The 24,865-nt window shown below is 43.3% G+C and carries 25 protein-coding genes; all 25 read right to left on the bottom strand.

The genetic code is table 11. The features are described from left to right. Window positions 1-71: 71 nt before the first annotated feature. The 25 genes from DWY07_RS12605 to DWY07_RS12470 all read right to left on the bottom strand — a co-directional run bounded on the left by DWY07_RS12605 (window position 72) and on the right by DWY07_RS12470 (window position 24,854). Window positions 72-1,157 carry a SpoIVB peptidase S55 domain-containing protein gene (locus DWY07_RS12605; RefSeq protein WP_117823490.1) on the bottom strand — a complete coding sequence of 362 codons (1,086 nt, stop codon included), beginning with the start codon at window positions 1,155-1,157 and terminating at the stop codon, window positions 72-74. 144 nt (window positions 1,158-1,301) lie between these two features. Continuing rightward, on the bottom strand, window positions 1,302-2,987 hold the full coding sequence (recN, locus tag DWY07_RS12600; protein WP_242997367.1) for a DNA repair protein RecN: 1,686 nt from the start codon (window positions 2,985-2,987) through the stop codon (window positions 1,302-1,304). Between the two features lie 38 nt (window positions 2,988-3,025). Next, window positions 3,026-3,469, bottom strand: coding sequence for an arginine repressor (argR, locus tag DWY07_RS12595; protein WP_021944752.1), 444 nt, complete (start codon window positions 3,467-3,469; stop codon window positions 3,026-3,028). Window position 3,470: 1 nt separating this feature from the next. Further along, on the bottom strand, window positions 3,471-4,319 hold the full coding sequence (locus tag DWY07_RS12590; RefSeq protein WP_226801086.1) for an NAD(+)/NADH kinase: 849 nt from the start codon (window positions 4,317-4,319) through the stop codon (window positions 3,471-3,473). 16 nt (window positions 4,320-4,335) lie between these two features. Beyond that, window positions 4,336-5,130, bottom strand: a complete 795-nt coding sequence (locus tag DWY07_RS12585) for a TlyA family RNA methyltransferase (RefSeq protein ID WP_021944754.1) — start codon at window positions 5,128-5,130, stop codon at window positions 4,336-4,338. 2 nt (window positions 5,131-5,132) lie between these two features. Then, window positions 5,133-7,004, bottom strand: a complete 1,872-nt coding sequence (dxs, locus tag DWY07_RS12580; RefSeq protein WP_117823486.1) for a 1-deoxy-D-xylulose-5-phosphate synthase — start codon at window positions 7,002-7,004, stop codon at window positions 5,133-5,135. A 5-nt stretch (window positions 7,005-7,009) separates the two neighbouring features. Then, window positions 7,010-7,894: a polyprenyl synthetase family protein gene (locus DWY07_RS12575; RefSeq protein WP_242997365.1), complete on the bottom strand. Its 885-nt coding sequence runs from the start codon at window positions 7,892-7,894 to the stop codon at window positions 7,010-7,012. Next, window positions 7,881-8,099 carry an exodeoxyribonuclease VII small subunit gene (gene xseB, locus DWY07_RS12570; RefSeq protein ID WP_117823484.1) on the bottom strand — a complete coding sequence of 73 codons (219 nt, stop codon included), beginning with the start codon at window positions 8,097-8,099 and terminating at the stop codon, window positions 7,881-7,883. The genes DWY07_RS12575 and xseB overlap by 14 nt, the downstream gene beginning before the upstream one ends. A 2-nt stretch (window positions 8,100-8,101) precedes the next feature. Beyond that, window positions 8,102-9,307, bottom strand: coding sequence for an exodeoxyribonuclease VII large subunit (gene xseA, locus DWY07_RS12565; protein WP_117823482.1), 1,206 nt, complete (start codon window positions 9,305-9,307; stop codon window positions 8,102-8,104). A gap of 8 nt (window positions 9,308-9,315) precedes the next feature. After that, a complete protein-coding gene (gene nusB, locus DWY07_RS12560) occupies window positions 9,316-9,750 on the bottom strand; it encodes a transcription antitermination factor NusB (RefSeq protein WP_021944759.1) in 435 nt (144 codons plus the stop codon). Between the two features lie 10 nt (window positions 9,751-9,760). Then, complete coding sequence (locus tag DWY07_RS12555) at window positions 9,761-10,147, bottom strand: Asp23/Gls24 family envelope stress response protein (protein WP_008401476.1); 387 nt, start codon at window positions 10,145-10,147, stop codon at window positions 9,761-9,763. Between the two features lie 637 nt (window positions 10,148-10,784). Next, window positions 10,785-12,857 (bottom strand): Ig-like domain-containing protein, encoded by a 2,073-nt coding sequence (locus DWY07_RS12545; protein ID WP_117823478.1) that lies wholly within the window; start codon window positions 12,855-12,857, stop codon window positions 10,785-10,787. Window positions 12,858-12,903: 46 nt separating this feature from the next. Next, complete coding sequence (locus DWY07_RS12540; RefSeq protein WP_117785082.1) at window positions 12,904-14,961, bottom strand: Ig-like domain-containing protein; 2,058 nt, start codon at window positions 14,959-14,961, stop codon at window positions 12,904-12,906. 759 nt (window positions 14,962-15,720) lie between these two features. Continuing rightward, window positions 15,721-16,458 carry a SpoIIIAH-like family protein gene (locus tag DWY07_RS12530; RefSeq protein ID WP_117808433.1) on the bottom strand — a complete coding sequence of 246 codons (738 nt, stop codon included), beginning with the start codon at window positions 16,456-16,458 and terminating at the stop codon, window positions 15,721-15,723. A 16-nt stretch (window positions 16,459-16,474) separates the two neighbouring features. Beyond that, complete coding sequence (locus DWY07_RS12525; protein WP_117808434.1) at window positions 16,475-17,128, bottom strand: hypothetical protein; 654 nt, start codon at window positions 17,126-17,128, stop codon at window positions 16,475-16,477. Window positions 17,129-17,173: 45 nt separating this feature from the next. Continuing rightward, window positions 17,174-17,659 (bottom strand): stage III sporulation protein AF, encoded by a 486-nt coding sequence (locus tag DWY07_RS12520; RefSeq protein ID WP_173783852.1) that lies wholly within the window; start codon window positions 17,657-17,659, stop codon window positions 17,174-17,176. Between the two features lie 66 nt (window positions 17,660-17,725). Then, window positions 17,726-18,871: a stage III sporulation protein AE gene (locus DWY07_RS12515; protein ID WP_117808436.1), complete on the bottom strand. Its 1,146-nt coding sequence runs from the start codon at window positions 18,869-18,871 to the stop codon at window positions 17,726-17,728. Between the two features lie 4 nt (window positions 18,872-18,875). Further along, window positions 18,876-19,262 carry a SpoIIIAC/SpoIIIAD family protein gene (locus DWY07_RS12510; protein WP_242997362.1) on the bottom strand — a complete coding sequence of 129 codons (387 nt, stop codon included), beginning with the start codon at window positions 19,260-19,262 and terminating at the stop codon, window positions 18,876-18,878. A gap of 12 nt (window positions 19,263-19,274) precedes the next feature. Continuing rightward, window positions 19,275-19,475, bottom strand: a complete 201-nt coding sequence (spoIIIAC, locus tag DWY07_RS12505; RefSeq protein WP_008401466.1) for a stage III sporulation protein AC — start codon at window positions 19,473-19,475, stop codon at window positions 19,275-19,277. Between the two features lie 15 nt (window positions 19,476-19,490). Beyond that, window positions 19,491-20,018, bottom strand: a complete 528-nt coding sequence (locus tag DWY07_RS12500; protein ID WP_021944767.1) for a stage III sporulation protein AB — start codon at window positions 20,016-20,018, stop codon at window positions 19,491-19,493. An 18-nt stretch (window positions 20,019-20,036) separates the two neighbouring features. Next, window positions 20,037-21,050 (bottom strand): stage III sporulation protein AA, encoded by a 1,014-nt coding sequence (spoIIIAA, locus tag DWY07_RS12495; RefSeq protein ID WP_117785196.1) that lies wholly within the window; start codon window positions 21,048-21,050, stop codon window positions 20,037-20,039. A gap of 223 nt (window positions 21,051-21,273) precedes the next feature. After that, window positions 21,274-21,462 carry a nitrogenase component 1 gene (locus DWY07_RS12490; RefSeq protein WP_201815390.1) on the bottom strand — a complete coding sequence of 63 codons (189 nt, stop codon included), beginning with the start codon at window positions 21,460-21,462 and terminating at the stop codon, window positions 21,274-21,276. 14 nt (window positions 21,463-21,476) lie between these two features. Further along, entirely contained in the window at window positions 21,477-21,914 is a 438-nt protein-coding gene (locus DWY07_RS12485) for an Rrf2 family transcriptional regulator (RefSeq protein ID WP_117823558.1), read from the bottom strand. Between the two features lie 563 nt (window positions 21,915-22,477). Next, window positions 22,478-23,296, bottom strand: coding sequence for a hypothetical protein (locus DWY07_RS12475; RefSeq protein ID WP_117823470.1), 819 nt, complete (start codon window positions 23,294-23,296; stop codon window positions 22,478-22,480). 157 nt (window positions 23,297-23,453) lie between these two features. Beyond that, window positions 23,454-24,854, bottom strand: coding sequence for an MATE family efflux transporter (locus tag DWY07_RS12470; RefSeq protein ID WP_117823468.1), 1,401 nt, complete (start codon window positions 24,852-24,854; stop codon window positions 23,454-23,456). Window positions 24,855-24,865 lie beyond the last annotated feature (11 nt).

The following is a 24,865-nucleotide window of genomic DNA, read 5'->3' as shown; positions in this document are numbered from 1 at the left end:
AAAATATCCCTTCTCTTTTTTCTTTTAACAGTGTACAGCTTCGATTCTAACATGAATAATCAATTAAGTCACTACTTTATCATATTTTCAATAAATACAGCATACCCTTCCGTAGGATCATCCACAAGCACATGTGTAACCGCCCCGATCAGCTTGCCATTCTGTACGATCGGGCTTCCACTCATGCCCTGACAGACACCGCCGGTAAGTGCGATCAGATCCTCGTCCTCTACCTTAAATTCCATATTTTTATTGGCAGTATCGGTATGAACCGCCAGAATGTTGATCTTGTATTTTTTCAGATTCCCATCCAATCTGGAATAAATATATGCCTCTCCGGTCTGAACTTCATCAGGATCTGCGATATACATGGCTTCTGCAGCTTTGTAATGCTTCGCCACATATTCTTCATCGAGATATCCGCCGATTCCGTTATCATAATTACCTTCTACAATTCCGATCAGATCCTTCTTGTAAAGGATCGTTCCCTGAAGCTGCCCCGGCATCGACACAAAGGATCGGTTGATCTTCGTTATATGTGTAGTATAGATACCCCCACCGGTGCTGCTGATCTTAAGCCCGGTATCATTATCCGATACGCTGTGTCCAAGTGCCATAAACTGATTGCCACATAGGAAGGTCACTGTTCCGATACCCGATATATCATCCTTCACCCACAGTCCTAACATATAAGCATTCTTATTTGTTTTCACAGGTGTAACCTCTGCTACCTGTGACTTTCCGTCCCGCAGAAATGTAAGTCTCACAGTTCCAGTATTATTCCCGGATAAAGCCTGCATCAGTTCCTTTTTTGTTGATATGGCTGTTTCATTTACAGCTGTGATGTAATCTCCTGTCTGAAGCAGGCCGTTACAGGGAGAGCAAATCTCTCCCTGTGCAGTTTCCACCTCGTCACAATCTACGACCATAACGCCATCTGTTTTCAGATAGATCCCGACCGGTTCGCCGGACGGTATCACTTTCTGTCCGGACAGATCATCGAATACAAGCTCCGCATCTTCATACTTGATCTCCTGATCTCCGATATCTCCGTTCCAGAAATAAGCGACTGCCAGCAGTGTAAATGCGATCAGATCCAAGATCAAAAATCCGATCAGCAGCGAACGGTAACGACTTGAAGTTTTACTTTCTTCCATCCTAACTTCTCCTTTCCATTTACAGGCTGCTCTCAGAAAATCCACCGCACAGACTTTGGCTCATCATATGCGCAAAAAAACTAAAAAAGAGCAGCAATTGTTTTATTGCTACTCTTAGTATTGGTTTTTTTGTTCTGTTTTTAATTAGTGTATTTTTGCTTTGTCTGCCAGTTCTTTCATATCCCTGGCATTTTCAACCGCAGCATTTGTGATCTCTGCACCGCCAAGCAGTCTGGCAATCTCAAGCACAGATTCTTCCCGGTCTAACTTGGAGATCTGCGTGATCGTCTTGCCATCCTTTACCACTTTTTCAATTCTGTAATGGCTGTCCGCCATTGCTGCAATCTGTGGCAGATGCGTAATACTGATCACCTGATGCGCTTTTGATATAACCGCAAGCTTTGCTGCCACACTTGATGCTGCTCTGCCGCTGATACCAACATCAATCTCATCAAATATCAGAGTATCAATGTTATCTTCCGATGCCATGCAGGATTTGATCGCCAGCATGATCCTCGAAAGCTCACCGCCGGATGCAACCTCATAAAGCGGACGTTCCTTTTCTCCGACATTTGTCGATACAACAAAGTAACAGTCGTCGATACCGGAAGTTCCCGGATGTGTCAGACGATCAAAATGCATATCGAACCGGATCTGATTAAAACTCAGATCCTCCAGTGCCTCTGATACCCGCTTACATAATTCTTTTGCCTGAATCTTTCGTTCTGCACTTAAAGCTTCCGCCGCCTGATCCAGTTCTTTTTTTGCTGTTTTCACTTTCTGTTGCAATTCTTCCGCATATTCCTCATACTGCACAAGCTTTGCTTCATCCTGCTTCAACTGCTCCAGATAAGCAAGTACATCATCTAGGGTTCTTCCATATTTTCCTTTTAAATTATTAATGGTATTCAGCCGATCTTCAACCTCATGGAATTCAGACTCATCGAATTCCATACTCTGCATATAATCACTGACCGATACATTAAAATCATTTAACAGCGAATCAATATTTGTAAGCTCACTGAAGATGCTCTCTATCTCCTCATCCAGACCTTTTATCGCTTTTAAGCTTGCAAGCGCACGTCCGATCTCATTTCCGGCAGATGCGTTCCGGTTATACCCTGTGATCGAATAAACCTCAGAAACTGCTTCTACAATATCCTTGGCATTCACCATCTTACGGTACTGCTTCTCCAGTTCTTCATCTTCACCCGGAACCAGCCTGGCACCTTCGATCTCTCCTGCTTCAAACCGGATATATTCCAGTTTCCGTTTCCGCTCGCCTTCATCCATCTGTCCTTCTTCCAGTTCTTTTCGAAGATCTTCAAATGTTTTATAGCAGTCTTCATATTTCTGTTTTAATGAAGCAAGCGGTCTTTTTGCAAATTTATCCATAATATTCAAATGCTCTGCCTTCTTCAACAGGATCTGCTGCTCATGCTGTGCATGCATATCCACAAGAAGCGCCGAAACATCTTTTAACTTTGCTGCTGTTACTGTCTGGTCATTAATAGTATTCATGGTTCTGCCATTTACTATTCGTCTGGTTATGATGATCTCTCCATCCTCTGACGGTGTAATCCCAAGCTCCTGCAGCTGCTTCACCAGTGATTCATCATCAATAAAAAATAATAACTGACAGAAGCCTTCTTTTTCCGGATCTCTCAGCATATCTTTGGGAAGCTTGCCTCCCATACCAATCTTTAAAGCTCCCATAATAATAGACTTACCTGCACCGGTCTCACCGGTTAAGATATTCAGTCCATCTGTAAAATTGATATTTGCATCTTCAATCAATGCAATATTTTTTATGTGTACATTTAAAAGCATATGTCCTCCTGTGTATTCCATGCACAAAATAACAGAATTTACATCTTTTCAATCTGCGCCTTGATCGACATCGTCAGGTTCTTATCCTTCACAGCAAGGAAGATCGTATCATCTCCTGCGATACAGCCCATCAGCCCATCAATAGCCATATGATCCAGTGCAGCCGCTACAGCCATGGCAACACCGGAGATTGTCTTGATCACGATCAGGTTCTCTGCTGCATCTACAGAAATAATTCCTGTGCTCAGAACCTTCTTATAGGAATCCAGCGTCTCATAACGATTGTTCTTCTCAACGGCATACTTCTGTCTGGCTCCCGGTACGGATACCTTGGTCAGATTCATTTCCCGAATATCTCTGGAAACAGTTGCCTGTGTTGCCTGAAATCCCTCTTCCTTCAGTTTCTCCAGAAGATCATCCTGTGTTTCAATATCATATTTTTCAACAAGCTCCAGTATCTTTGCCTGTCTTTGATATTTCATCTCAGTTTCCTCCTAATTTATTTCTAAGTATCTCATAAAAATTTACATTACTTGCTTTGATCAGTCTGGTTATCTTCTCCGCCTTGCGGATATCTACCCGGTCACCAACAGATAATTCCACATCATTACCACCATCAAAAGAACAGATCGCCTCTGTATCCTGTGTCTTACGCTTCTTGGTGATCTCTATCGTAATCTCCTCTTTACCGGATAATACGATACTCTTTGCAGTCAATGAATGTGGTGATACCGGCGTGATCACTAATAGCTCTGCATCCGGGCTGACGATTGGCCCTCCCGCTGACAGATTATAGCCGGTTGAGCCTGTCGGTGTCGATATCACAACACCATCTGCCTCATATGTATCAAGCACCTGTCCATCAACAGACACATTAAGTCCGATCAGTCTGGAAAATCCTGCCCGGCTGATCACGATATCATTTAAAGCACTCTTGCGATACGTTGTGCCATCCGCTTTCGTAACCGTACCTGTGACCATCATTCGTTCTTCAATCGTAAAATCATCCGTCAGCAGCCGATCCAGTATCTCTTCGATATTTGCAACTTCCCCTTCTGTCAGAAAGCCTACCGTACCCAGATTAATGCCAAATAACGGTATATCAATATCTTCCGTCTCACCTGCCATGCGCAAAAGCGTTCCATCACCACCAAGAACCAGTACACAGTCAAACTGCTCTTTCTTTAAAGCTTCCCAGTCCGAAGACTCCAGATGGAATACATCCCGCACCATACAGGCTGCTCCATGCGCTTCCAGATAACTCTGTATTCTGTTTGTAACTGTCGAATCGGTGTCCTTATCGGGATTCACCACGATCATAAAACGATTCATCGGATCTTTACTCCTCTTACAGGCATCTGTGTGATTCTTCCACCATAGCCTTTATATCAAATTCTTTATTTTCCTTCGTCTGATCCTTTGTTATGTACAAAAGATACTCGATATTTCCTTCCGGTCCCTTGATCGGTGAATAGCTTAAGTCAAGTGTTTTAAATCCAATCTGTCTTGCAAAATCAACGATCATCTCAACCACTTCTACATGCACCTTCTGATCCCTGACAACGCCCTTTTTACCGACCTTTTCTCTGCCGGCTTCAAACTGCGGCTTGATCAGACACACGATCTCTCCATCGTCTGTCAGAAGCTCTTTTACCGGAGGAAGCACCTTTGTCAAAGAAATAAAGGATACATCGATCGATGCAAATGCAATCCTGTCTTCGATATCATCCGGTGTCACATAACGGATATTTGTTTTCTCCATACAGACAACCCGCTCATCGTTTCGAAGCTTCCATGCAAGCTGTCCATGTCCGACATCCACCGAATACACCTTAACTGCACCATTTTGCAGCATACAGTCCGTAAATCCACCGGTTGAAGATCCAACATCCATTGCCACTTTTCCTGCAAGGCTTACTCCGAAGCAATCCATTGCCTTTTCAAGCTTTAAACCACCACGACTCACATATTTTAATGTGTTGCCTCTTACTTCTATCTGTGCTTTCTCATCAAATGTCGATCCTGCCTTGTCTTCCTTTATGTTATCTACATAGACAATGCCCGACATTATGATCGCCTTTGCTTTTTCTCTGGACTCTGCAAGTCCACGATTTACCATCATTACATCCAGTCGTTCTTTCATCTCTACTCCATTATGTCCCGAATCCGTCTGTATATGGATTCAGCATCTATCTTCAACATCTTTCTCAGTTCTTCTACACTTCCATGACGGACAAAGGTATCTTCGATTGCGATCGGAAGCACCTTCACATCACTTGCCTTTGATTCCAGATATTCCTCAACCAGAGCACCATAACCGCCATGCAGAATACCTTCCTCGATCGTTACGATCAGCTTATGTGTCTCTGCCAGATGGTCGATCATCTCTTTATCTAATGGCTTGATAAATCTTGCATTGACAAAGGTCACCTGTCTGCCTTCCTGTAGGAACCGGTTATATAATTTCTCGGTTTCTTCCACCATATTTCCAACTGCTACTAATGCGATCTCACTTCCCTCACGGAGGATCTCGCTCTTTCCGTATTCGACCGGCTCATTATAATCTTTCAAACCGTAATATGCCTGTCCTCTGGCGTATTTGATCGCAACCGGTCCGTCATAGGCTACTGCCCATTCCATCGCTCTGGTCAGCTCATAGCGGTTCTTCGGAGCCATAATGACCAGATTCGGAATATGCGATAAAAATGCTGTATCAAAGATTCCCTGATGTGTCTCACCGTCTGCCCCGACCAGCCCTGACCGGTCGATTGCAAATATAACATGCAGATTCTGCATACAGACATCATGCAGGATCTGATCGTAAGCCCGCTGTAAGAAGGAAGAATATACCGCTACCACGGGGATCATGCCCTCCGCAGCAAGTCCTGCCGCAAATGTTACCGCATGTTCTTCTGCAATTCCCACATCAAAGGTTCGATCCGGGAATTCCTCTGCAAATTTATTGACTCCGGTTCCCTTGCTCATTGCTGCCGTGATCGCAACGATTCGATTATTTTCTGTTCCAAGTTCTATCAGTTTTCTCGCAAATACAGCAGTATAAGATAAACCTTTTTCTACATTTTTCACTTTTCCGGTTGCAACATCAAAAGAACTGATCCCATGGAAATAGCATGGATGCTTCTCCGCATATTTATACCCTTTTCCTTTGATCGTTTTCACATGAACCAGAATCGGTTTATTTAACTTAAATGCACGCCGGAAGGTTTCTTCCATCATGCGTATATTATGACCATCGATCGGTCCGATATAAGTAACACCCATTTCTTCAAAGAACATTCCGGGAACGAATATCTGCTTTAAAGAGTCCTTTGACCGCTTCAATCCTTTCGCAAGCTTCTCACCTGCTACCGGTATATGCATCAGTGCTTTCTCGATTCCGTTTTTCAGATCATTATATGGCTGACCGACACGAAGCTTACTCAGGTAGCTTGACATTCCACCTACATTGTGGTCGATCGACATCTCATTATCATTCAGCACGACCAGACATCCGGTCTTGACCTCTGCCATGTTATTTAGCGCTTCATAAACCATACCACCGGTGAAAGAACCGTCACCAACAACGGCTGCAATCTTCTCCTGTGTTCCTTTGATTCCTCTTGCGCATGCCATACCAAGTGCTGCTGACATCGCAGTCGAACTGTGTCCTGTATTAAAAGCATCACAATCACTCTCACTGGTCTTGGGAAATCCGCTTAAACCGCCAAACTTCCGTAACGTTGTCATCTGATCTTTTCGTCCGGTCAGGATCTTATGCACATAGGACTGATGTCCTACATCCCATACCAGCTTATCAGCCGGGAAATCCATCGCACGGTGAAGTGCGATCGTAAGTTCCACGCACCCAAGGTTTGACGCCAAATGCCCACCCGTCTCGCTGACATTTGCAATCAGAAACTCTCGGATATCCTGTGCCAGCTCCGGCAGATCTTTCTCATCTATTTTCTTTATGTCATTTGGTTCTTGTATTCGATCCAGTATACTCATATCTTTCATCTCTGTTATTTCTTTCTGTTGACCAGTTCCAGAATCAATTCATCCAGAAATTCATTCTTATACGGAAGCTGATCCAGTCTTGTAACCGCACGCCTGGATATCTCCGCGACATCCTTCTTGGACTCCTCAAGTCCGTGGACCGTGACATAAGTTACTTTACCATTTTCTTCATCTGAGCAGACAGGTTTTCCAAGCACTGCACTGTCACCCAGAATATCCAGAAGATCATCCTGGATTTGGAATGCCAGTCCGATATCCGATGCGATCATCTCAACCTGCTTCAATTCGTCTTCCGTTGCTCCGGCAAGAACTGCACCGATCATCATGGATGCTTCGATCAACGCACCGGTCTTATTCTCATACACAAAATGAAGCTGATCACCACTCATCTGCTTCCCCGTCATCTCTACATCTACAACCTGACCACCGATCATTCCGTTTACACCTGCTTTTTTCGCAAGGATCGTGAATGCTCTGGCAACAGTCTGATCACCCGGTTCCAGTTCAAACGCCTTACAGGCTGTCTCAAACGCGTAATTTAAAAGTGCATCTCCTGCAAGAATCGCCATTGCTTCACCAAATACTACATGAGAGGTTTTTCTGCCTCTGCGGTACTCATCATTATCCAATGCAGGCAGATCATCATGGATCAGGGAATAGGTATGTATCATCTCGATTGCTGCCATGAATGGCTCTACGACTTTCCCTGTTCCGCCAAACAAGCGGTAGGTTTCCTGCATTAATAACGGCCGTAGTCTCTTTCCGCCTGCCTGAAAGGAATAATTCATCGCTGTAAAGATAGTCTTCTGGAAGCCTTCTTCTGCCGGTGCATATGTGTATATAATATCCTGTACTTCTTTTGTCCGAAGTTCTAATTTATTCTTTTCCACTGTTCTCTCCACTCAATACGATCATTTCTTTTTCTACATCACACAGATTGTCCTTACATGCCTGAACAAGCTGTACGCCCTCTGCATAGGCTGCCAGACTGTCCTTTAACGATGTCGCAGGATTCTCTAAGACAGCCGTGATCGCTTCTATTTTCTTCAGGGATTCCTCGATCGAGAAATCCTCCTTTTCCATCTTCTCTGCCATTTCTAATCTTCCTCTTTCACATCCGTTACTCTTGTCTCGATCAGGCCATCATGAACACGGATGGTAATGTGGTCGTCTTTTTCTATCTCTTTTATCGTTGTTACCGGCATTCCGGTCTTTTCGATATATCCAAATCCGTTTATAAGCTTCGCCGATGGTGACAGACCATGCAGACGTTCTGCAAGAAGCATCACCCGGTGTTCGTATCTGTCATATTTGTTCTTCATAGCACGGTTTAAACGATCTGACAGATCATCCAGATAGATCTGCTGCTGTGCCAGTCGTTGTTTTGGATTCAGTATACGAAGATGCCGTTCTGCTACCTGTAACTTCTCCTGATATGCTGCAAGTCTCCGTTTCATCAGATAATCCATCTGTCTGCCCTGATTTATGACCTGATGAACCGTGGACATCACATCCGGTATTGCCTGCTCACAGGCGGCTGATGGTGTCGGAGCTCGAAGATCTGCCGCATAATCTGCGATGGTATTATCAATCTCATGACCTGTACCGGAAATGATCGGCGTCTTTGCATGATAGATTGCCCATGCAACGACCTCCTCATTAAATGCCCAGAGATCTTCGATCGAACCGCCGCCACGACCGATAATGATCGTATCTACGCCCAAAGTATCCAACACTTCGATTCCATGTGCAATATCCTCTGCTGCCCCAGCTCCCTGTACCTTTGCCGGATACAGGATAAGCTGGACATATGGATTTCTTCTCTTTGCGATGTTTCTGATATCCTGGATCGCCGCACCTGTCTGTGCTGTCACGATGCCTACCCGCTTCGGATATGCCGGTATCGGCTTCTTGATATCGAATTCAAACAGTCCCTGTTCATACAGCTTCTGTTTCAACTGTTCATACCGCTCATAGAGATTTCCAATCCCATCCAGCTTGATCTCTTTTACATATAACTGATATCTGCCATCCCGTTCGTAGATATTCACACTTCCGTGGCAGACTACCTGCTGCCCGTTTTCCAGTTTGAAATCAAGACCGGAATATGCATAACTTTTAAACATAACAGCCATGATCGAACCGGTCTCATCCTTCAATGAAAAATAGATATGCCCGGAACTGTGATATTTGCAGTTAGAGACTTCTCCCTTCACATAAATATCACCAAGCAGATAATCACTGCTGATCAGATTCTTGATATATCCATTTACCTGTCCGACGGTATAGCTTTTCTTTGCCATATTCTCACCTAATCTGCAAGCTTTGCAAGAAGTGCATTAATGAAGCTCTTTGCTTCTACATCGCAGTATGTCTTTGCAAGCTCTACTGCTTCATTGATCGCTACCTTTACAGGAATATCTTCATCAAATTTGATCTCGTATACAGCCAGTCTTAAGATAGCAAGCTCTGCTTTTCCGATTCTGCCAAGCTTCCATCCCTGTGAAATACCACTGATCGTTTCATCGATCTCTGTAATATGGGCTACGACTGCCTCTACTCGATCTATAACATAGGCTTTTTCTTCCTCTGTCATGGCTACTGCATCCATCTTGTTATCGTCTTCATCATAAAGGCTGGCATGCTCCAGTTCGAGTTCTGCTTCTTCTCTGATCTCTGAAATGTCATTGAATTCCAGACTGAATAAAATTTTAAATACGGTTTCTCTTATCTCTCGTCTTGTCATATGTTCCTCTCTAGTTTGCGTCTGCCATGCGAACGCCGGCTACACGTATATTTACCTTGGTTACATTAAGACCTGTCATAGTCTCGATTGCCTGCTTTACTTTATCCTGAACTTGTGTTGTCACAGTTGGAATGCTGTACTCATATAATACGTCAATTGCCAGATCTACCTTTACTTCGCCCGGCAGTAATTCTACTTTCACGCCCTTTGCCGGATTCTTCTTGCCAAGACGGCTTGCGAGTTCATTTGATAGTGAGCCGGCAAGTCTTGATACACCGTCTACTTCAGTTGCTGCCAGACCTGCAATGATCGCGATTACCTCGCCTGCGATCTGTACATGACCGATGGAATTTTCTTCTTCTATATTTTCATACGTGCTTGTATTTTCTTCACTCATTCTGTATACCTCCAGACTTCCTGTATTTGTACATATTGATTCAATATTATACCGCAATTATGAAAAACATTCAACACCCGGAATTGGCGGGGAAAATTCAGAATTAGTCATTAGTTTTGTGAGGGATATGCAGGTATGTTGTGTCCGCTGGTGCTTGTATCATATAACAACGCGCTTCTCTTCCTATGAAGTGCACATGTCTTATCCGCACATACTCCTGTGCAAACTCGCCTGCGGCTCAGACATGCACCCGTATGTGCTGACAATGTGCACTTCATAACGGAAGCTTCGCTAATGTTGTTATATGATACAAGCACCAGCCAGACAGATCATACCTGCATATCCATTCACTTTGTACAATAGCTAATTCTGAATTTGTTCATATTCTTTGAATATCTTATGACTTTATACTAATTTATAGTTTCCAGCATAGTATTTGCATTGTTAATGTTGTTTATTTATATTTTTATATAATATAAATAAAATATATACACATTGCTGTGTTTACAGCTTTGACAAAAATACAATTTTTCACATAAAAAAACGAATACCTACTATAATGTGATATGTGCATCAAATCATTATAACAGGTATCCGTCGCATAATTATAATCTTTTACGATTAGTATTCTTTTGTTTTATTTTGCCACTACATGGGCGGTTACCATTGCAGCCCGTGTAGTATTTGTAACTGATATTTTAAGAGTTGCCTGATAAGTCACACCATCTTTCTCCGCGGTACCGGTCAGTGTATAATTACCAACCGCCAGATAGAGGTATCCGCCTTTTCCCTGTACAACTCCATTTTCATCCTTCCACTCTCCCATTTCGCTAAGATCTGCAAAATCCGTATTATCCGACACGATGGTCTGTTGATATACAGGAAGAGTTAACTTAACTTCATTCGTAGCTGCACTTACAAAATAATCACTTGCATAGGCTCCTGTTCCGCCTCTTTCATCCTCAATCGAGATATCATAGACTCCTTCCGGTACATAGCTGTACATTGCCATTCCATCGCTAATCTCCCCGACCTCTCGTGCATAGCTGATCTCACTGTATGAATTATCCTTCCACTGGGATTTAAGTCTGCACAAATAAGTATCTATACCGGTATATTTGATCTTATTTCCATCCAGATCGGTAGCTGTAACACTGAGCAGGACTCCCGGCTTTATAACAAAGGTTACTGTACAGTATGTGAAAACACTGGCATCCCTGCTGTCAGAGATCTTTATCTTCATGGTATATTCACCAGCCTGATCTGTATCAATCGAACAATACTGTACTCCGGTTGTTGACATCACCAAATCCAGACAATCTGCTTTTGACACAACTTCATATTTGTAACTGCCATTACCACCAATAGGACTTATCTGTGCTCCATACTTTACTGTATAAGTTCCATTTGGTTTGTTTGGAGCTGGAAAACTCAGGCATCCATATTTTGTAATATCCTGTGCTATGACTGCCCTTTCATCATATACTTTCCATACCTTGATATAATGAATCTTATTTCCAAATTCATCTACGACATCAACCTTTGTCTCCCAGATTCCTGTCTCTTTCAAGGTACCATAAAACTGCAGATAACCGGATTGGTCTGCGTCATCTACCACCTTATACGAAAGACCGGTTGGAAGATTGCTTACTGTATATACAGCATAGCCCTGTACATTCGGATCATAAACTCCTGAAGTATCTAAGGAATTTTCACCTACCACTGTTCCTTTTCTGCGTCGTACTTCTGATCTTGTTGTTATCTCTGTCGGCGTTGTCCGATATGTCAATTCCTTTGTACTGTTTAATACAGGAACAGATACCTGAACAATATCTCCATTATAAAAAATATCCTGTTTGTCCAGATAAAGCTTATATGTAATGTTATTTGTTGTTTCCAGATGATCAATCACACACTTTCTTACAAAGTTCCCGTATCCATATACCTTACTGGATACTGCAAAATCCGATGTCTGTAATATTTTTGCCTTATTTAATGTCACCTGGATCACTGCTTTATTCACAATACTCACGTTCCGGATCACAACCGGTACTTCCGGAACAACCGGAGTCACCGCTGCTTTCTTTACAGTGATCTTACAGGCTGCTTTCTTACCGGAACCATCCTTTGCTGTCGCTGTGATCGTAACGGTTCCCGCTTTCTTTGCCTTTACGACACCTTTGCTGGTTACAGTTGCAACCTTGGTATTTGAACTTTTCCAAATGATTCCTTTATTGCTTGGTTTCTTCGGTGAAAGGGTTGTCTTTAAGGTCAGTGATTTACCGACATTTAAGTTTGCCTTTGTCTTATTTAACTTCACCTTGGTAACCGGGGTACCAACTGTCACCTTGATCTTACAGGTCTTTTTCTTATCTGCTTTGGAGTAAACGGTGATCGTAGCGGTTCCCTTCTTCTTTGCCGTGATCTTACCCTTTGCATTTACAGTTGCAACTTTCTTGTTACTCGATTTATATGCGACCTTTTTGGAAATCTTTCCTGTCGCTGTTACCTTTGTCTTTAAGGTAAAGGATTTTCCTTTTTTTAAGGTTAACTGCTTTGCCGGCAGATTCGTAACCGCTATGGTTTTGATCTTACCACCGGCTGCATAGCTCTCTGTCTGTGGGACAGTCAGAATGGATACTGCAACTGCGATCGCTATCACCCATGCCAGAAATCTTTTCACAGACAAATTATATCGTCTTTCTTTCATCTATACTCTCCTTCTGTAGATTCCCTAATCTATTCTCATACGAACCTTATTCTTTGACATATGCATATGCGGTCGTATTACTTCCGTTCACCGTCACATCCAGATAAAAATTATAAATTTCACCACTTATACTCTTTCGACAGGTTAAATGATGAGTTCCATTTTCCAGATAAACGGTTTTGGTCGATCCATAATAACTTCCATCCGAAACATCCTGCCAATTGCCAAAACCGGTTATATTTTTCACTGCATCTGGCACATCCGGGTCCAGCTCTATAGTAACCTTATATACCGGGAGTGTGACATCAAATGACCAGACCGGATGCACATCATCTGTTCCATATGCCGCTTTCTGAGTCTTCAGATTATAAACAGTAGTACCTACTGTTCCACTATAACTGGATACCGCAACATCATAAGTACCGGCTTCCAGATCATCCATTAAAATGACTCCATCCTTACTAACACCATTCCATCTGCCGCTTACCTCATCCGTATACTCGGCATATTCATTTTGGTTCTTCATAGTGAATTGAAAACTGGTCAGTGGATCGCCATTTGCATCTTTTACTTTACCCTGTAAATAACCGCCTTCTATAATTTTTAGTGTAAGAGTTCCTGTGCTTGTCATAGAAGTGTCTGTCTTATCTGTTGCACGGATACGAAGCTTGTAGGTTCCGGTTGACAGTTTTGGGGATGATACCTGTATCCCGGCTCCACCATTGATGAGTGAAGAAACTGCTAATGCAGCACTGTCACTTTCTTCTCGTAAAATCTCATATGTATAATCGCTCGTATCAGTACCGTTTCCGCCATATACCTTAAGCTGTGGAAGCGTAGTTCCCCATGCAGTTGTCAGAACCTTTTCCGCATCCTTTACAAGCAGTTCCGTTCCATCATAAACCAGCCAGATGATAGTCATACTGAATTTGTTACCAAGTTCATCTTCATAGACTAATTTACTTGTATATTTCCCTTGCTTTGTCACGTTACCGTTAAATTTAAGTGTACATGTGGCAGCAGCTGTCTTGATCTGATATTTAACCCCTGCCGGCAGTCCGCTGACAGAGCAATTGGAATAGCCCTTTCCAAGTGTCTGACTCTTATCAACAGAATCTCCAAGTTTGTATACATATGTTTCTGATTTTTCTATCGTATAAGTTTCATCCCGATAGATACATTCTCTTGACAGATTTAATTTTGGAACTACTACTTTTATATAGGAGTTTTTCTGTAACACCGAATCTCCTGTAAGCTTAATCTTATAAGTAAGCGAATCCGTTGTTGTTATCTGTCCGATCGTATACTGTTTCAGATAGTCTGCACTTTCATATTTCTTTGCCCATACCTGAAAGTCCGAAGCCGTGAGTGCTGCCTGCTTTGTTAATGTAATGGTTAACAGATCCGGCTGTGCTATATTCAGGCTCTTAACGATCAGTGGTTCTTCCGGTGTCGGGATTGGTATGATCGAAGCTGCTTTCTTCACTGTAATCTTACAGGTGGCTTTCTTACCGGATCCGTCCTTTGCTGTTGCCGTAATCGTGACGGTTCCTTCCTTCTTTGCCTTTACAACACCTTTGCTGGTTACAGTTGCAACCTTCTTATTGGATGACTTCCATACGACTGCCTTGCTGCTGGCTTTCTTCGGTGTAACCGTTGCCTTTAAGGTCTGCTTTTTGCCAATTGTCATCGTAGACTTGGTCTTGTTCAGCTTTACCTTGGTAACTGGTGTACCGACTGTCACTGTGATCGTGCATTTTTTCTTCTTATCTGCCTTTGAGATCACATAGATCTTAGCGGTTCCTTTTTTCTTCGCTGTGATCTTACCTTTTGCATTTACCGTCGCAATCTTTTTGTTGCTTGTCTTATATGTAACCTTCTTTGAAGCCTTTCTGGTTACTGTTACCTTTGATTTTAAGGTAAATGTCTTTCCTTTTTTAAGTGTCAGTTGTTTTGCGGGCAGGTTTGTAACTGCCACCGTTTTTACCTTGCCACCGGCTGCATACGCTTCCTGTACCGGCACTGTCAGGATCGAGACAGCTACCGCAAATGCCAGCGTCACGGCAAAAATCCTTTTTATCATTGTTGTTCTTCCGTTTTTCATTCATACCTCCCTGTAAAAAAACTTGTTTTTCATGTTATTCTGCATCTTTTTCTGCTATATAGACATATAGTTTCATTATATCTGACACCCTACATAAAAACAAGGTAACACATTCTATTTATACAAAATATCCAGTTGTTTTTGTGCAGTTTTACACCAAACGAACAGCACTGCAACAAACACCGGAGCCACATTGTAAATGACCTGCTGTGCTTTCGATCCGAAGTAAATGCCCTATTTGTAAATACTCCTGTGCCAACTCGCCTTCGGCTCAGACAGGCACCCGTATTTACAGGCAATTTACTTCTCTTGTCGAAATGCTCGCGGATGTCATCTTACAATGTGGCTCCGGTGTTTGTTGTAGTGCCTGTTAATTTCTATATAAAATATATAAGCTCCAAATCTTTAAATTTAATCTCACTTATTTATTTTCCGTTGTGACATATCACAACTTGTAATTACACCTGCTGGGCTTTATAACATAAAAAAATGATGCCCTTTATAATATGACATTTGCGAGCATTTCGACTGAAAAAGCACATTGTCAGTAAATACGGGTGCCTGTTTGAGCCGAAGGCGAGTTGGCACAGGAGTATTTACGAATAGGCCATTTACTTCGAATCGAAAGCGCTGCTAGTCATTTACAATGGAGTATCCGGTTCTTGTTTATAGTGCCGTCCGCTGTGCTTTGAGTCGAAAGCGCAGCAAGTCATTTATAGAGGGCATCATATTTATGTCATAATTCTAGCAGGTGTATTCCTACTTATCTTCGGCAACTGTTATTACAAGCTGGGATACGTCGTAGCCGGTTTTTCTGGTTACGATGTCCTCCACCTGTGCGCGTTCGGTGTCGGACAGGGTGGCAACAGGGAGGGTGACATCGACTGTATCATCATTTACGGTTACAATGCAATCGGTATAGCCTTTTGCTGTCAGGACAGTTTCTGCATCCGTCTCCTTCTCGATCGTATCGGTAAGTTTTACATAGCTGCTTACTGCTTCATCTTTTGCTGCACTGTCCATAGTTTCATCGTTGATGATCGCAAGCAGTGCTTCCTTACTTTTTGCCCGGTTCTGTTCCCGGTTCAGCTTTGCGGTTGCGAGATTCGTTCTCATTGCCTGCGCACTGGTAAGGACTGCTTCTCCGATGTCTTCTTCATCACTGTTTAACTCCACATTTTCCTCTAAAGCTGCCTGTTCCAGATATGTAGGATCGATATTCTCCGATGCAGCTTCTCCGCCTGCTTCTGTATTATCCGCAGCTCCCATCGTTTCTTTATCTGCCTGATCTGTAAGCTCTTTTTCTGAAGTGTCGGAAGCGTCAGCTTTCTCACTGTCATAGCTGATAACTTCGGCATCCGCATTTGTCTCCTTTGCCTTTTGCCGCAACAGGTCGTCTCTTTTCCCTGCATTGAAATTCAGATAGCCTGCAACTCCGATCATAACCGACAGGGCAAGTATCACCAGACGGTTTTTCTTAAAGATCTTTTTCTTCATCCATATCCTCCATGCTTTATTCTTGTTCTAATACAACTATCTTATGCGCCGGAACACCAAATAATGCCTGCACCGCTTCGGTTATTTTCATTGCAACAGTTGGATCGGAAGCCCCCGTACAACTGACCAGAACCCCCTCAATCTCCGGCTCCAGTGTTTTGCTCACATAGGGATATTCGCCGCTGTCTGCGTTTGTCATAACAGAGGTCTCGCTCCTGCTCTTCTGACTGCTGCCATCTGACTCACTATCGGACTTCGTCACATCCTTCTCTATGATCTTCTCGCCTCCATCTTTTAATGTGATCATGACACTTACCGTTCCGACACCCTTCACCTGAGACAGTATCCCTCGCAGCTTCTCCTCCTGAAATACTATATAGTCTTCATAGCCGCTGTTCGCCGATAATATTTCTCCGGAAGTTTCCTGTCCATTATCCGTAGCAGCCTCCCCGTTCTGTTGTTTTCCAGTCACTCCACCGGGCGTTTTATCCTGCTTCGTTCCGGTTAAAGCATCAAGTCCGGAAAATCCGTTTTCCTTATCAGACGGCCAGAGAATGACCAGCAGACAAATACCTGCAAGCAAAATCCCCATGCACTTTCGAAGTGCCGCATTTTTGTCTTTTTTCAGTTCCTGCAGCTTTTGTTTGATGTTATTCCATATTCCTTCCATGCTCTCTCACTCCATTATATGTAACATGTCCGCTTTTAGTACATGTTATTTTGTCTGATATCCATTTACAAATATTTCTATCCTGTCCTCACTGATCTTATACTCTTTTGCGATCTCCTGACGGAGTTTTGCTACATCCACGGTTGTATCTGCTACACTGTCTGATGTTGTAGAGACAACATCAACCTCAACCGCTGTGATCGTATAGTTCCCATCAAAGGTAATCGTTACCTTATTGCCCAATTGAAATGTATCACGCAAATGATCTTCGATCATAGTCTCCATGACATCTGTATAATATGTAACATCGCCATTTCCCGGTGCGCCTGCAATAGATTCATAGTAATAATCAAAGCTTAGAATGTCGTTCAAGCCTCCCGCACTTAATACAGGTGTCAGGACAATGATCGCCAGTACAAAACCAACCGCCGTCTGCATATATTTTCTGTATTTCTCATCCGGAAGCAAGAAAAATACCAGCGAGGAGAATAATATAAAAAGGACGATATTTTTGATCCAAGCTAACAACATCCAGCACTCCTTTCCACCAATTTCTGAAAAACGGTTATGCATGTACCCGGATGGACAACCAGCTTTTCACCTCGCAAGCAACGTCATAAGTGTGAGGGAGATGATAAATAAAAAGGAAGCACACCAGATGCCACGCAGCATCAAACCGATGGTCTGTGCCATAATGTTAATGCCGTCGGAAAACCTTTTATCTCCCAAGGGCTGCACAAATGCGGATACGATACGGAGAGTCAGATAGATCACCGCGATCTTGGTAACCGGCAGAAGCACTGCCAGCAATACGACGACCGCGCCCGCAATTCCGATAGCATTTTTCAAAACCATACCCGAACCGAGCAGGATATCCGAGACATTCTTAACCGTATTTCCCCCCGGCAGCATCCCGAACGCTTTTAAGACGGCATTTCGTTCCAACTTGTCCACAGAGGGAACGATCACACCCTTTATCACATTCATTCCGGTTACAACTGCAAACATGGTTTTCAGGATCCATCCTGCAATATTCCTCAACAACGTAACTGTCCTTGAAAAATGATCCTCGGCATTTAACTTATTCACCAGTCCGACCACCCCACTGCATTTGGCAAGCGGAAATACGATCTGAATGATCACCTTCTCGCACAGAAAAATGATCAGCACCGTGATCTGATAGGTAAATTCCGCCGTGCCTGCACCATTTGTATAGGAGACAGCCAACGTATAAGCAGGTATAAAGGTGATCATCAGATCCGTAAGATCCAAGACTGCCGACACCGCTATATCGGAAACGATCGCAAACATTCCGAGCAGGATGGATACCACCATCAGATAGGTGACAAAGAAGCCGTTTCCACCTACCATCTTTCCAAACTTTCCGGACAGATTCGTGAATACCGAACCAAGAATGACAACGGCAAGAAGCTGAAGGAGCAGGCGGTTATTGCTTTTTATCTCCCCTGTAAGTGTCTGCTGTATTGTTTCCAGACTGTAGTCAAGAAGCCCCTGAAGGTCTCCGTTTCGGATATAGGATACGACCTCCCGAAAAGAGAGTCCTGCCTGTTCTTCTGTCAGCATGTCCATCTCGTCAAAAGCGTTTTCATCAAGTCCCAGATCCGTCTCATCGACATCTAAGGTAGCTGCCCTGCTGGTCTGCCCGCCAAAACACACCACAGATAATAGGATCGTGAACGCCATTACGCCTGCTATAATCATTTTCGCTTTTTGTCCTCTCATAGTTCTACCCCATCAGACGAACAACCATATCGATCACATGGAACAGGATTGGCAGACTCATCACCACCATTGTCACCCGTCCGGCAAGCTCAATATGCGAAGCAATCGCACCATAGCCTGCGTCCTTACAGATATTTGTCGCAAATTCACAGATATAGGAAATGCCAAGCATCTTAAGCAGGATCGATATATACTCCATATTGATATTGATGTATCCGGTAATGCGGTCGATGGAATCCAGTACATTTTCAAGTCTTCCTATGATAAAGCTGACAATAAATAAACACGCTCCAATACTTAAGAGCGTGCTGTATTCTGCATTCATTTTCTTTAGTTTTATCGCTACTAAAACGACCAGAACCGATGCCATACATACCGTAACAAGACTCATGCCTTTTCTCCCCTATCCACCGATATTTACAAGCTTCATAATGTCATTAAAGAATTCTACGATATATGGAATGATCCAAGAAAGTACAAGAATCAGTCCTGCCAGATTCAGCAGGAATGCCAGCTCGTCCTTCCCCGAATGCTTTAATATCTGATTCAACAGTGCTACAAGGATTCCTACCGCACCTATCTTCAATAATAACTGTATCGTCATAAGCTCCTGCCACCCTTACCCTATCAGTATTATCAAAAAGATCCCTCCGAGTAATCCAAGTGATCTGGATACTTTATTTATCCTGCGTGCCCTGTCCTTTTGTTCCTCATACTCTGCCTGCATGTTCTGTTCCCACAGCTTCAGATTCCTGATCTGCATATCGACATCCATATAACACAGCCATTTTCCAAGCTCTTTTACCGCACCGATCTGTGCGTCCGTCAGATAGCTGTGTTCCATCAGACTTCCGATACTGCCTGTCCAGATCTGCTCAAAAGAAGAAGCATATTCTTCCGTCCGGAACTGCAAAGCCAGCCCGGCAAGCCAGTCTCCGATCCTTCCCCCTGCTTTATCCGATCCTTCCCGAATGATCTCGGTGATCTCCGATGCACTGTATGCCAGATGCCCATTTGCCATCCGGACAAATATCAGAAGCTCGTAGATATCTTCCACTCGCCGGTTCTGATAAACTCCTATCGTCTTTCCTATCCCATAGGAAGCTGCGACCACCAGAAGCATTCCAAGAATCTTTATATATAACATATGTACGCCTCCCTGCACTTATGACAGTTCTGCTACAGCCGCTTCATTTTCATATGCCGATGTCAGGCGTTCATCCTCTGCCATAAAGAGAACACTTCCCCGATCGTCAAATATCGTCCGGATCTCCCCTGTCCGTTTGCGATTGCTCAGCACGATATATCGTTCAAATATCCTCTCATCGACCAGCTTCCGAAGTCCCGGACGATTTCTGATATCATCAATGGAATTGCCATGTACGGTTGCGATCAGCTTACAGCCGCAGTTGATCACGCTGTAGATCGCATCGATATCATCCCGGCTGCCGATCTCATCCACCGCTATGATCTGCGGTGACATCGAACGGATCAGCATCAGCATTCCATATGATTTTGGACAACAGTCAAGAATATCCGTCCGTATGCCGATATCATTTTGTGGTACGCCTTTATAACAGGCTCCGATCTCAGATCGTTCATCTACGACACCGATAGTATTTCCTTTGAATCCTGGAAATCCATCCGACAACATCCGGATCATATCTCTAAGAAGTGTGGTTTTGCCACATCGCGGTGGGGAAATGATCAGTGTATGAAATGTCTCATTTCCATTTATTATGTACGGAAGAACCTTCTTACAGCATCCCTTAACCTGATGTGACAAACGGATATTGATAAATGATATATGTCTGACACTCTTGATCATTCCAGATTCCAGAATGACTTTTCCTGCAAGCCCTACACGATGTCCCCCTTGAATCGTTATAAATCCCTGCCGGATCTCATCCTCATATGCATAGAGTGAATAGTTACTGATATATTCCAGCGTTTCCCTTATATCGGCAGGTGCTACCATATATGCTTTCTTACATTCTGTGGTTCGCTTTCCCTTCTCCGTCACAAAATATTCCCGATTATCATAGATCACGATCAAGGGTTCATTCATCCTAAGCCTTATCTCCTGAAGCTTGTTATAATCATATATCTCACTCGAAAATATTCTCCTTAACGCTACGGATAATATCTTCAATATTTCATTCTCTCTGCTTTTTTCCAAACCGATTCACCTCATGCATATGTCATCTGTAACCATTTTCACCTGTCAGTTCCATCATCTGCCAATACTCGAAAAGCATCTGCTTTTCTGATATGATCTGATACCTAAAGTAGGCTGTTACACACTTCTGATAGTTATAATGTATGCATGACAAATGAAAATTAGAACAAAAAAATACCACATTTCTTTCTGAATTTTTCAGAGTGAAATGTGGTATCTGCTTTTACAGATTATCGTATAAATCTTCGGTAAAGGTCAGGCTTCCCCGATATCCCGCATATGTCCGGTTAAATACCAGCCGTTCATTCATCGGGAATGAGGTCAGTATAAACTGGCAATCCTTTGTCAATGCCACTTCGCGGTCATTGCTGCTGCCAAGAATCAATGTGATCTCCTTTTCTTCATGTCGCAAATGTCTATCATATATTAAATGACGTACTGGTCTACCATCAGGTTGTTTTGCCAGTCAACGAGATCGGCTAAGGTAATTCCCTCAAGTACATCCTGTATTGCCTGGTCAAGTTTCTCCCAGATCAGTACACTGACACACATACTTCTGTTTTCGCAATAGGCTGCGTTAGCGCCTACACAGTCAGCAGGTGCCAGACTTCCTTCTACCGTTTCTAATATCTGCCTCACCGTATAATTCTCCGGTGAAGCAGATAACATGTATCCTCCACGCGCTCCACGGATACTTTTTACCAGTGATGCCTTATTTAATATTGCAACGATCTGCTCCAGATATTTGTCTGAAATATGCTGTCTTCTTGCAATATCCTTTATCTTAACCGGCTCACCATTATAATAGGTGGCCAGATCCAACATCAGTTTTATCGCATATCTTCCTTTTGTTGATATCTTCATCTTGACCTCCCTGTCGTTGTTATCTGATTCAAATGATTCCATACATCTGTACATCATCTGAATCTCATCTACTTTTTCTGCAAACATGATAAATTATCATTTTGCATTATAGTATACTATTTCTATAGGTTTTATCAAGTACAAATTTATTTTTTATGGCAATCCATCCGGTGTTCCACATCCACAGCCACCATGACCACCATGTCCACCACAACAGCCTGCTTCTGTATGATCACCTTTGATGTTACGCCCGGTCGCTCCTCCACATCATTGATCGTCCGCTCACAAAAACGGCATCCGATGTTTCATCCCGGACTCACCGGCATATGAATCCGCCCGGCATTATTTTTCTGTCCTCCAAAACACGGATGTGAGTTCTGAAGATCCTTATATGTATTGCTTCCCATTTACTTCGCCTCGTTTATCCTGAACCATAAAAAAGACTTTGTCCAAAACAGCTGCTCTTTTTATATCCCCAAAGAGCCTGCTGTTTCAGGCAAAGTCTTTTTCATTGTATTATATTTTCTCTTTCATCTTCTTAATGATCTCTTCATTTGCAGTACTTACTTTGCGTACTCAAAAAATCCGGAATCCGCGGATTTATTATAGATTGCATAACAGTCAAGTGTTGCTGATCCATCAGCACTTTCCTGCCACCAGGAAAGGAATGCTTCCGGCAATTCTGAGACAGGTGCATCCGGAGTGTAGAAATAGATCTCCGTTCCACTGTCCATGCCGGATGGTTCACCCGCTTTATAACGGATACCATCTTCGATTTTTTCCTCATCTTCTGCTACTTTCACGCTATCCAGAGTCATCGAATATGTATAATCGTTTACCTTCTTGATATCTTTGAACTGTCCGCTGAAATTACAAACATATACGGTCCCATTTGGGTATTCATTCTCATCTCGTTCTCCCATTTCGGAATCAGAAAATGCTCCTGTAAATGATCCATCCTGTGATAATGTTAATGTTGTACTCCATCCACCGGCTCCACTGCTAAAGATCATGTCTATCGGATATGTACCCGGCAGAGCGGATACAGCTTCTTCCTGTAATTCTGCTGTAGAAGTACCTTCCTCTGTAGCACCGGCATCTTCTTCGGAAGAAGCCGCTTCAGTGGTCTGTGTCTCAGTCTTAGCTTCTGTGCTGGCTGCCTCTGTTGTCTGCGCTTCCATCCCGGCTTCTGTACTGGCTGCCTCTGTTGCCTGTGCTTCCGTCTTCTCTGTCGTTGCTTCGGTTGATACCTCGGTTGTTCCTTTGTTCTTTTCTGTTGACTCTGAGTCTGCGCCATTGCATCCTGCCAGCAAACTAACTGCAAATGTTGCTGCAAGTGCTACCGTCATAATCTTTCCCGACTTGGTTCTATTCTTTCTCATACCTTACAATCCTCCTGCATTCATCTGTAAATACATTTCCGGAATTCTTATTGTGAATCTCATCACAACGCTTTTCTTCGGCTGTTTTTCGAATATACAAAGTATATGTCCGTTATCTGATTTTGTCAGCTTAATTATTCTTTATAGATGTTGCATTTCATTTACGATTGTTACGGTTCTTTAACCAATCTTTGAACTCCGGCAAAGTCTTTCTTCCGGCTTCTGTAACCGGCTTCACCCATTTGCCTGATCTGGTATAGACAAGCTCGATTGCCAGGCGCACCAGCTCATCCGTATATACAAATGAAAATACAGCAAGGAAAGGCAGATGTAAGACCATGCCTGCGATCCATGTCGCCGGAACGCTGACTAAGAATAAACCGCCAATCTCCACATAGGTTCCGACTCTCGTCTCGCCTGCTGCCCGGTATCCCTCATTCATAATATAGTTACAGGTTCGAACCGCACCGAAGAACAAGTAAATGTATAACATATACATGCCATACCGAAGTGCCTGATCACCCAATCCAAATAAGCCAAACAATGGTTCATGTAATAACGCACAGATCAACACGATCCCGAAAGTAACTGCCGGGCAAAACAATGCCGACCGCTTCATAAACCGATATGCCCCCTTATGGTCACCGGCACCGACAGACTGTCCGATCACAACGCTGGTTGCATTTGATAAGCCGCCAAAAAATGCATAGACAAAGCCCTCACATACACGGAAAGCTGCCATGGCGGCGATCGCAGATTCATTCTGGTGTCCGATCACGATATTGATCAGCATTTGTCCAACTCCATAAAACAATTCGTTACAGAGGATTGGAAATGCATTTGCCAGATACACCCTGATAAATCCGCCATGGAATAAGAACATCTGACTCAGACGGATCCGCACCTTACATTCCGAACGCATCAGATAGATAAACAGCAGTAATAAATTGATGATTGCAGATGCAAGTGTTCCGACTGCCGCACCGGCAGCCCCCATTTTCGGTGCGCCGAATTTACCATATATCAACACGAAGTTCAAGCAGAAGTTCACTACCAGTCCTACGACGGAACAGATAAGCGGCGCTTTCACCCGCTCTGTCGAACGGAGCAGGAAGCTGATAAGTACAGCAAATACCTGAAGCGGATATGCCCATCCGACAATCCGCATATACGGCTTTCCGATTCGGATAAATACTTCTTTATCTGTATATACCCCCAATAAGAATTCCGGTCTGATGATACACAGGGCTGCAAATGCAAAGCCCACGATTGCCATGCAGATGAAAGTGATACCGAATGTACGATTAATTCCCTTTTCATCATCCGCCCCCCAATACTGGGAGAAGAACAGGATCGACGCACTGGCAAATCCCCAGTAGCAGCTGAAGAACAGGGAACTGATCTGGGAACAGATACCAACTGCTGCCACGCACGACTCTCCCAGCCTTCCGATCATGATCGTATCGACCATACTGGCTGTTGTAGTTAATAAATTCTGTAATGCGATGGGAAATGCAATCGTCAGCATCACATACAGAAATGATCTTTTATTTTTCATATGTATCTAAT

Origin of the sequence: Clostridium sp. AF23-6LB, assembly GCF_003461085.1 — a bacterium.
GTDB lineage: Bacteria > Bacillota > Clostridia > Lachnospirales > Lachnospiraceae > Coprococcus > Coprococcus ammoniilyticus.
Note: the sequence above shows the minus strand (reverse complement) of the source record. Positions and strands in the feature narration are given on the sequence as shown.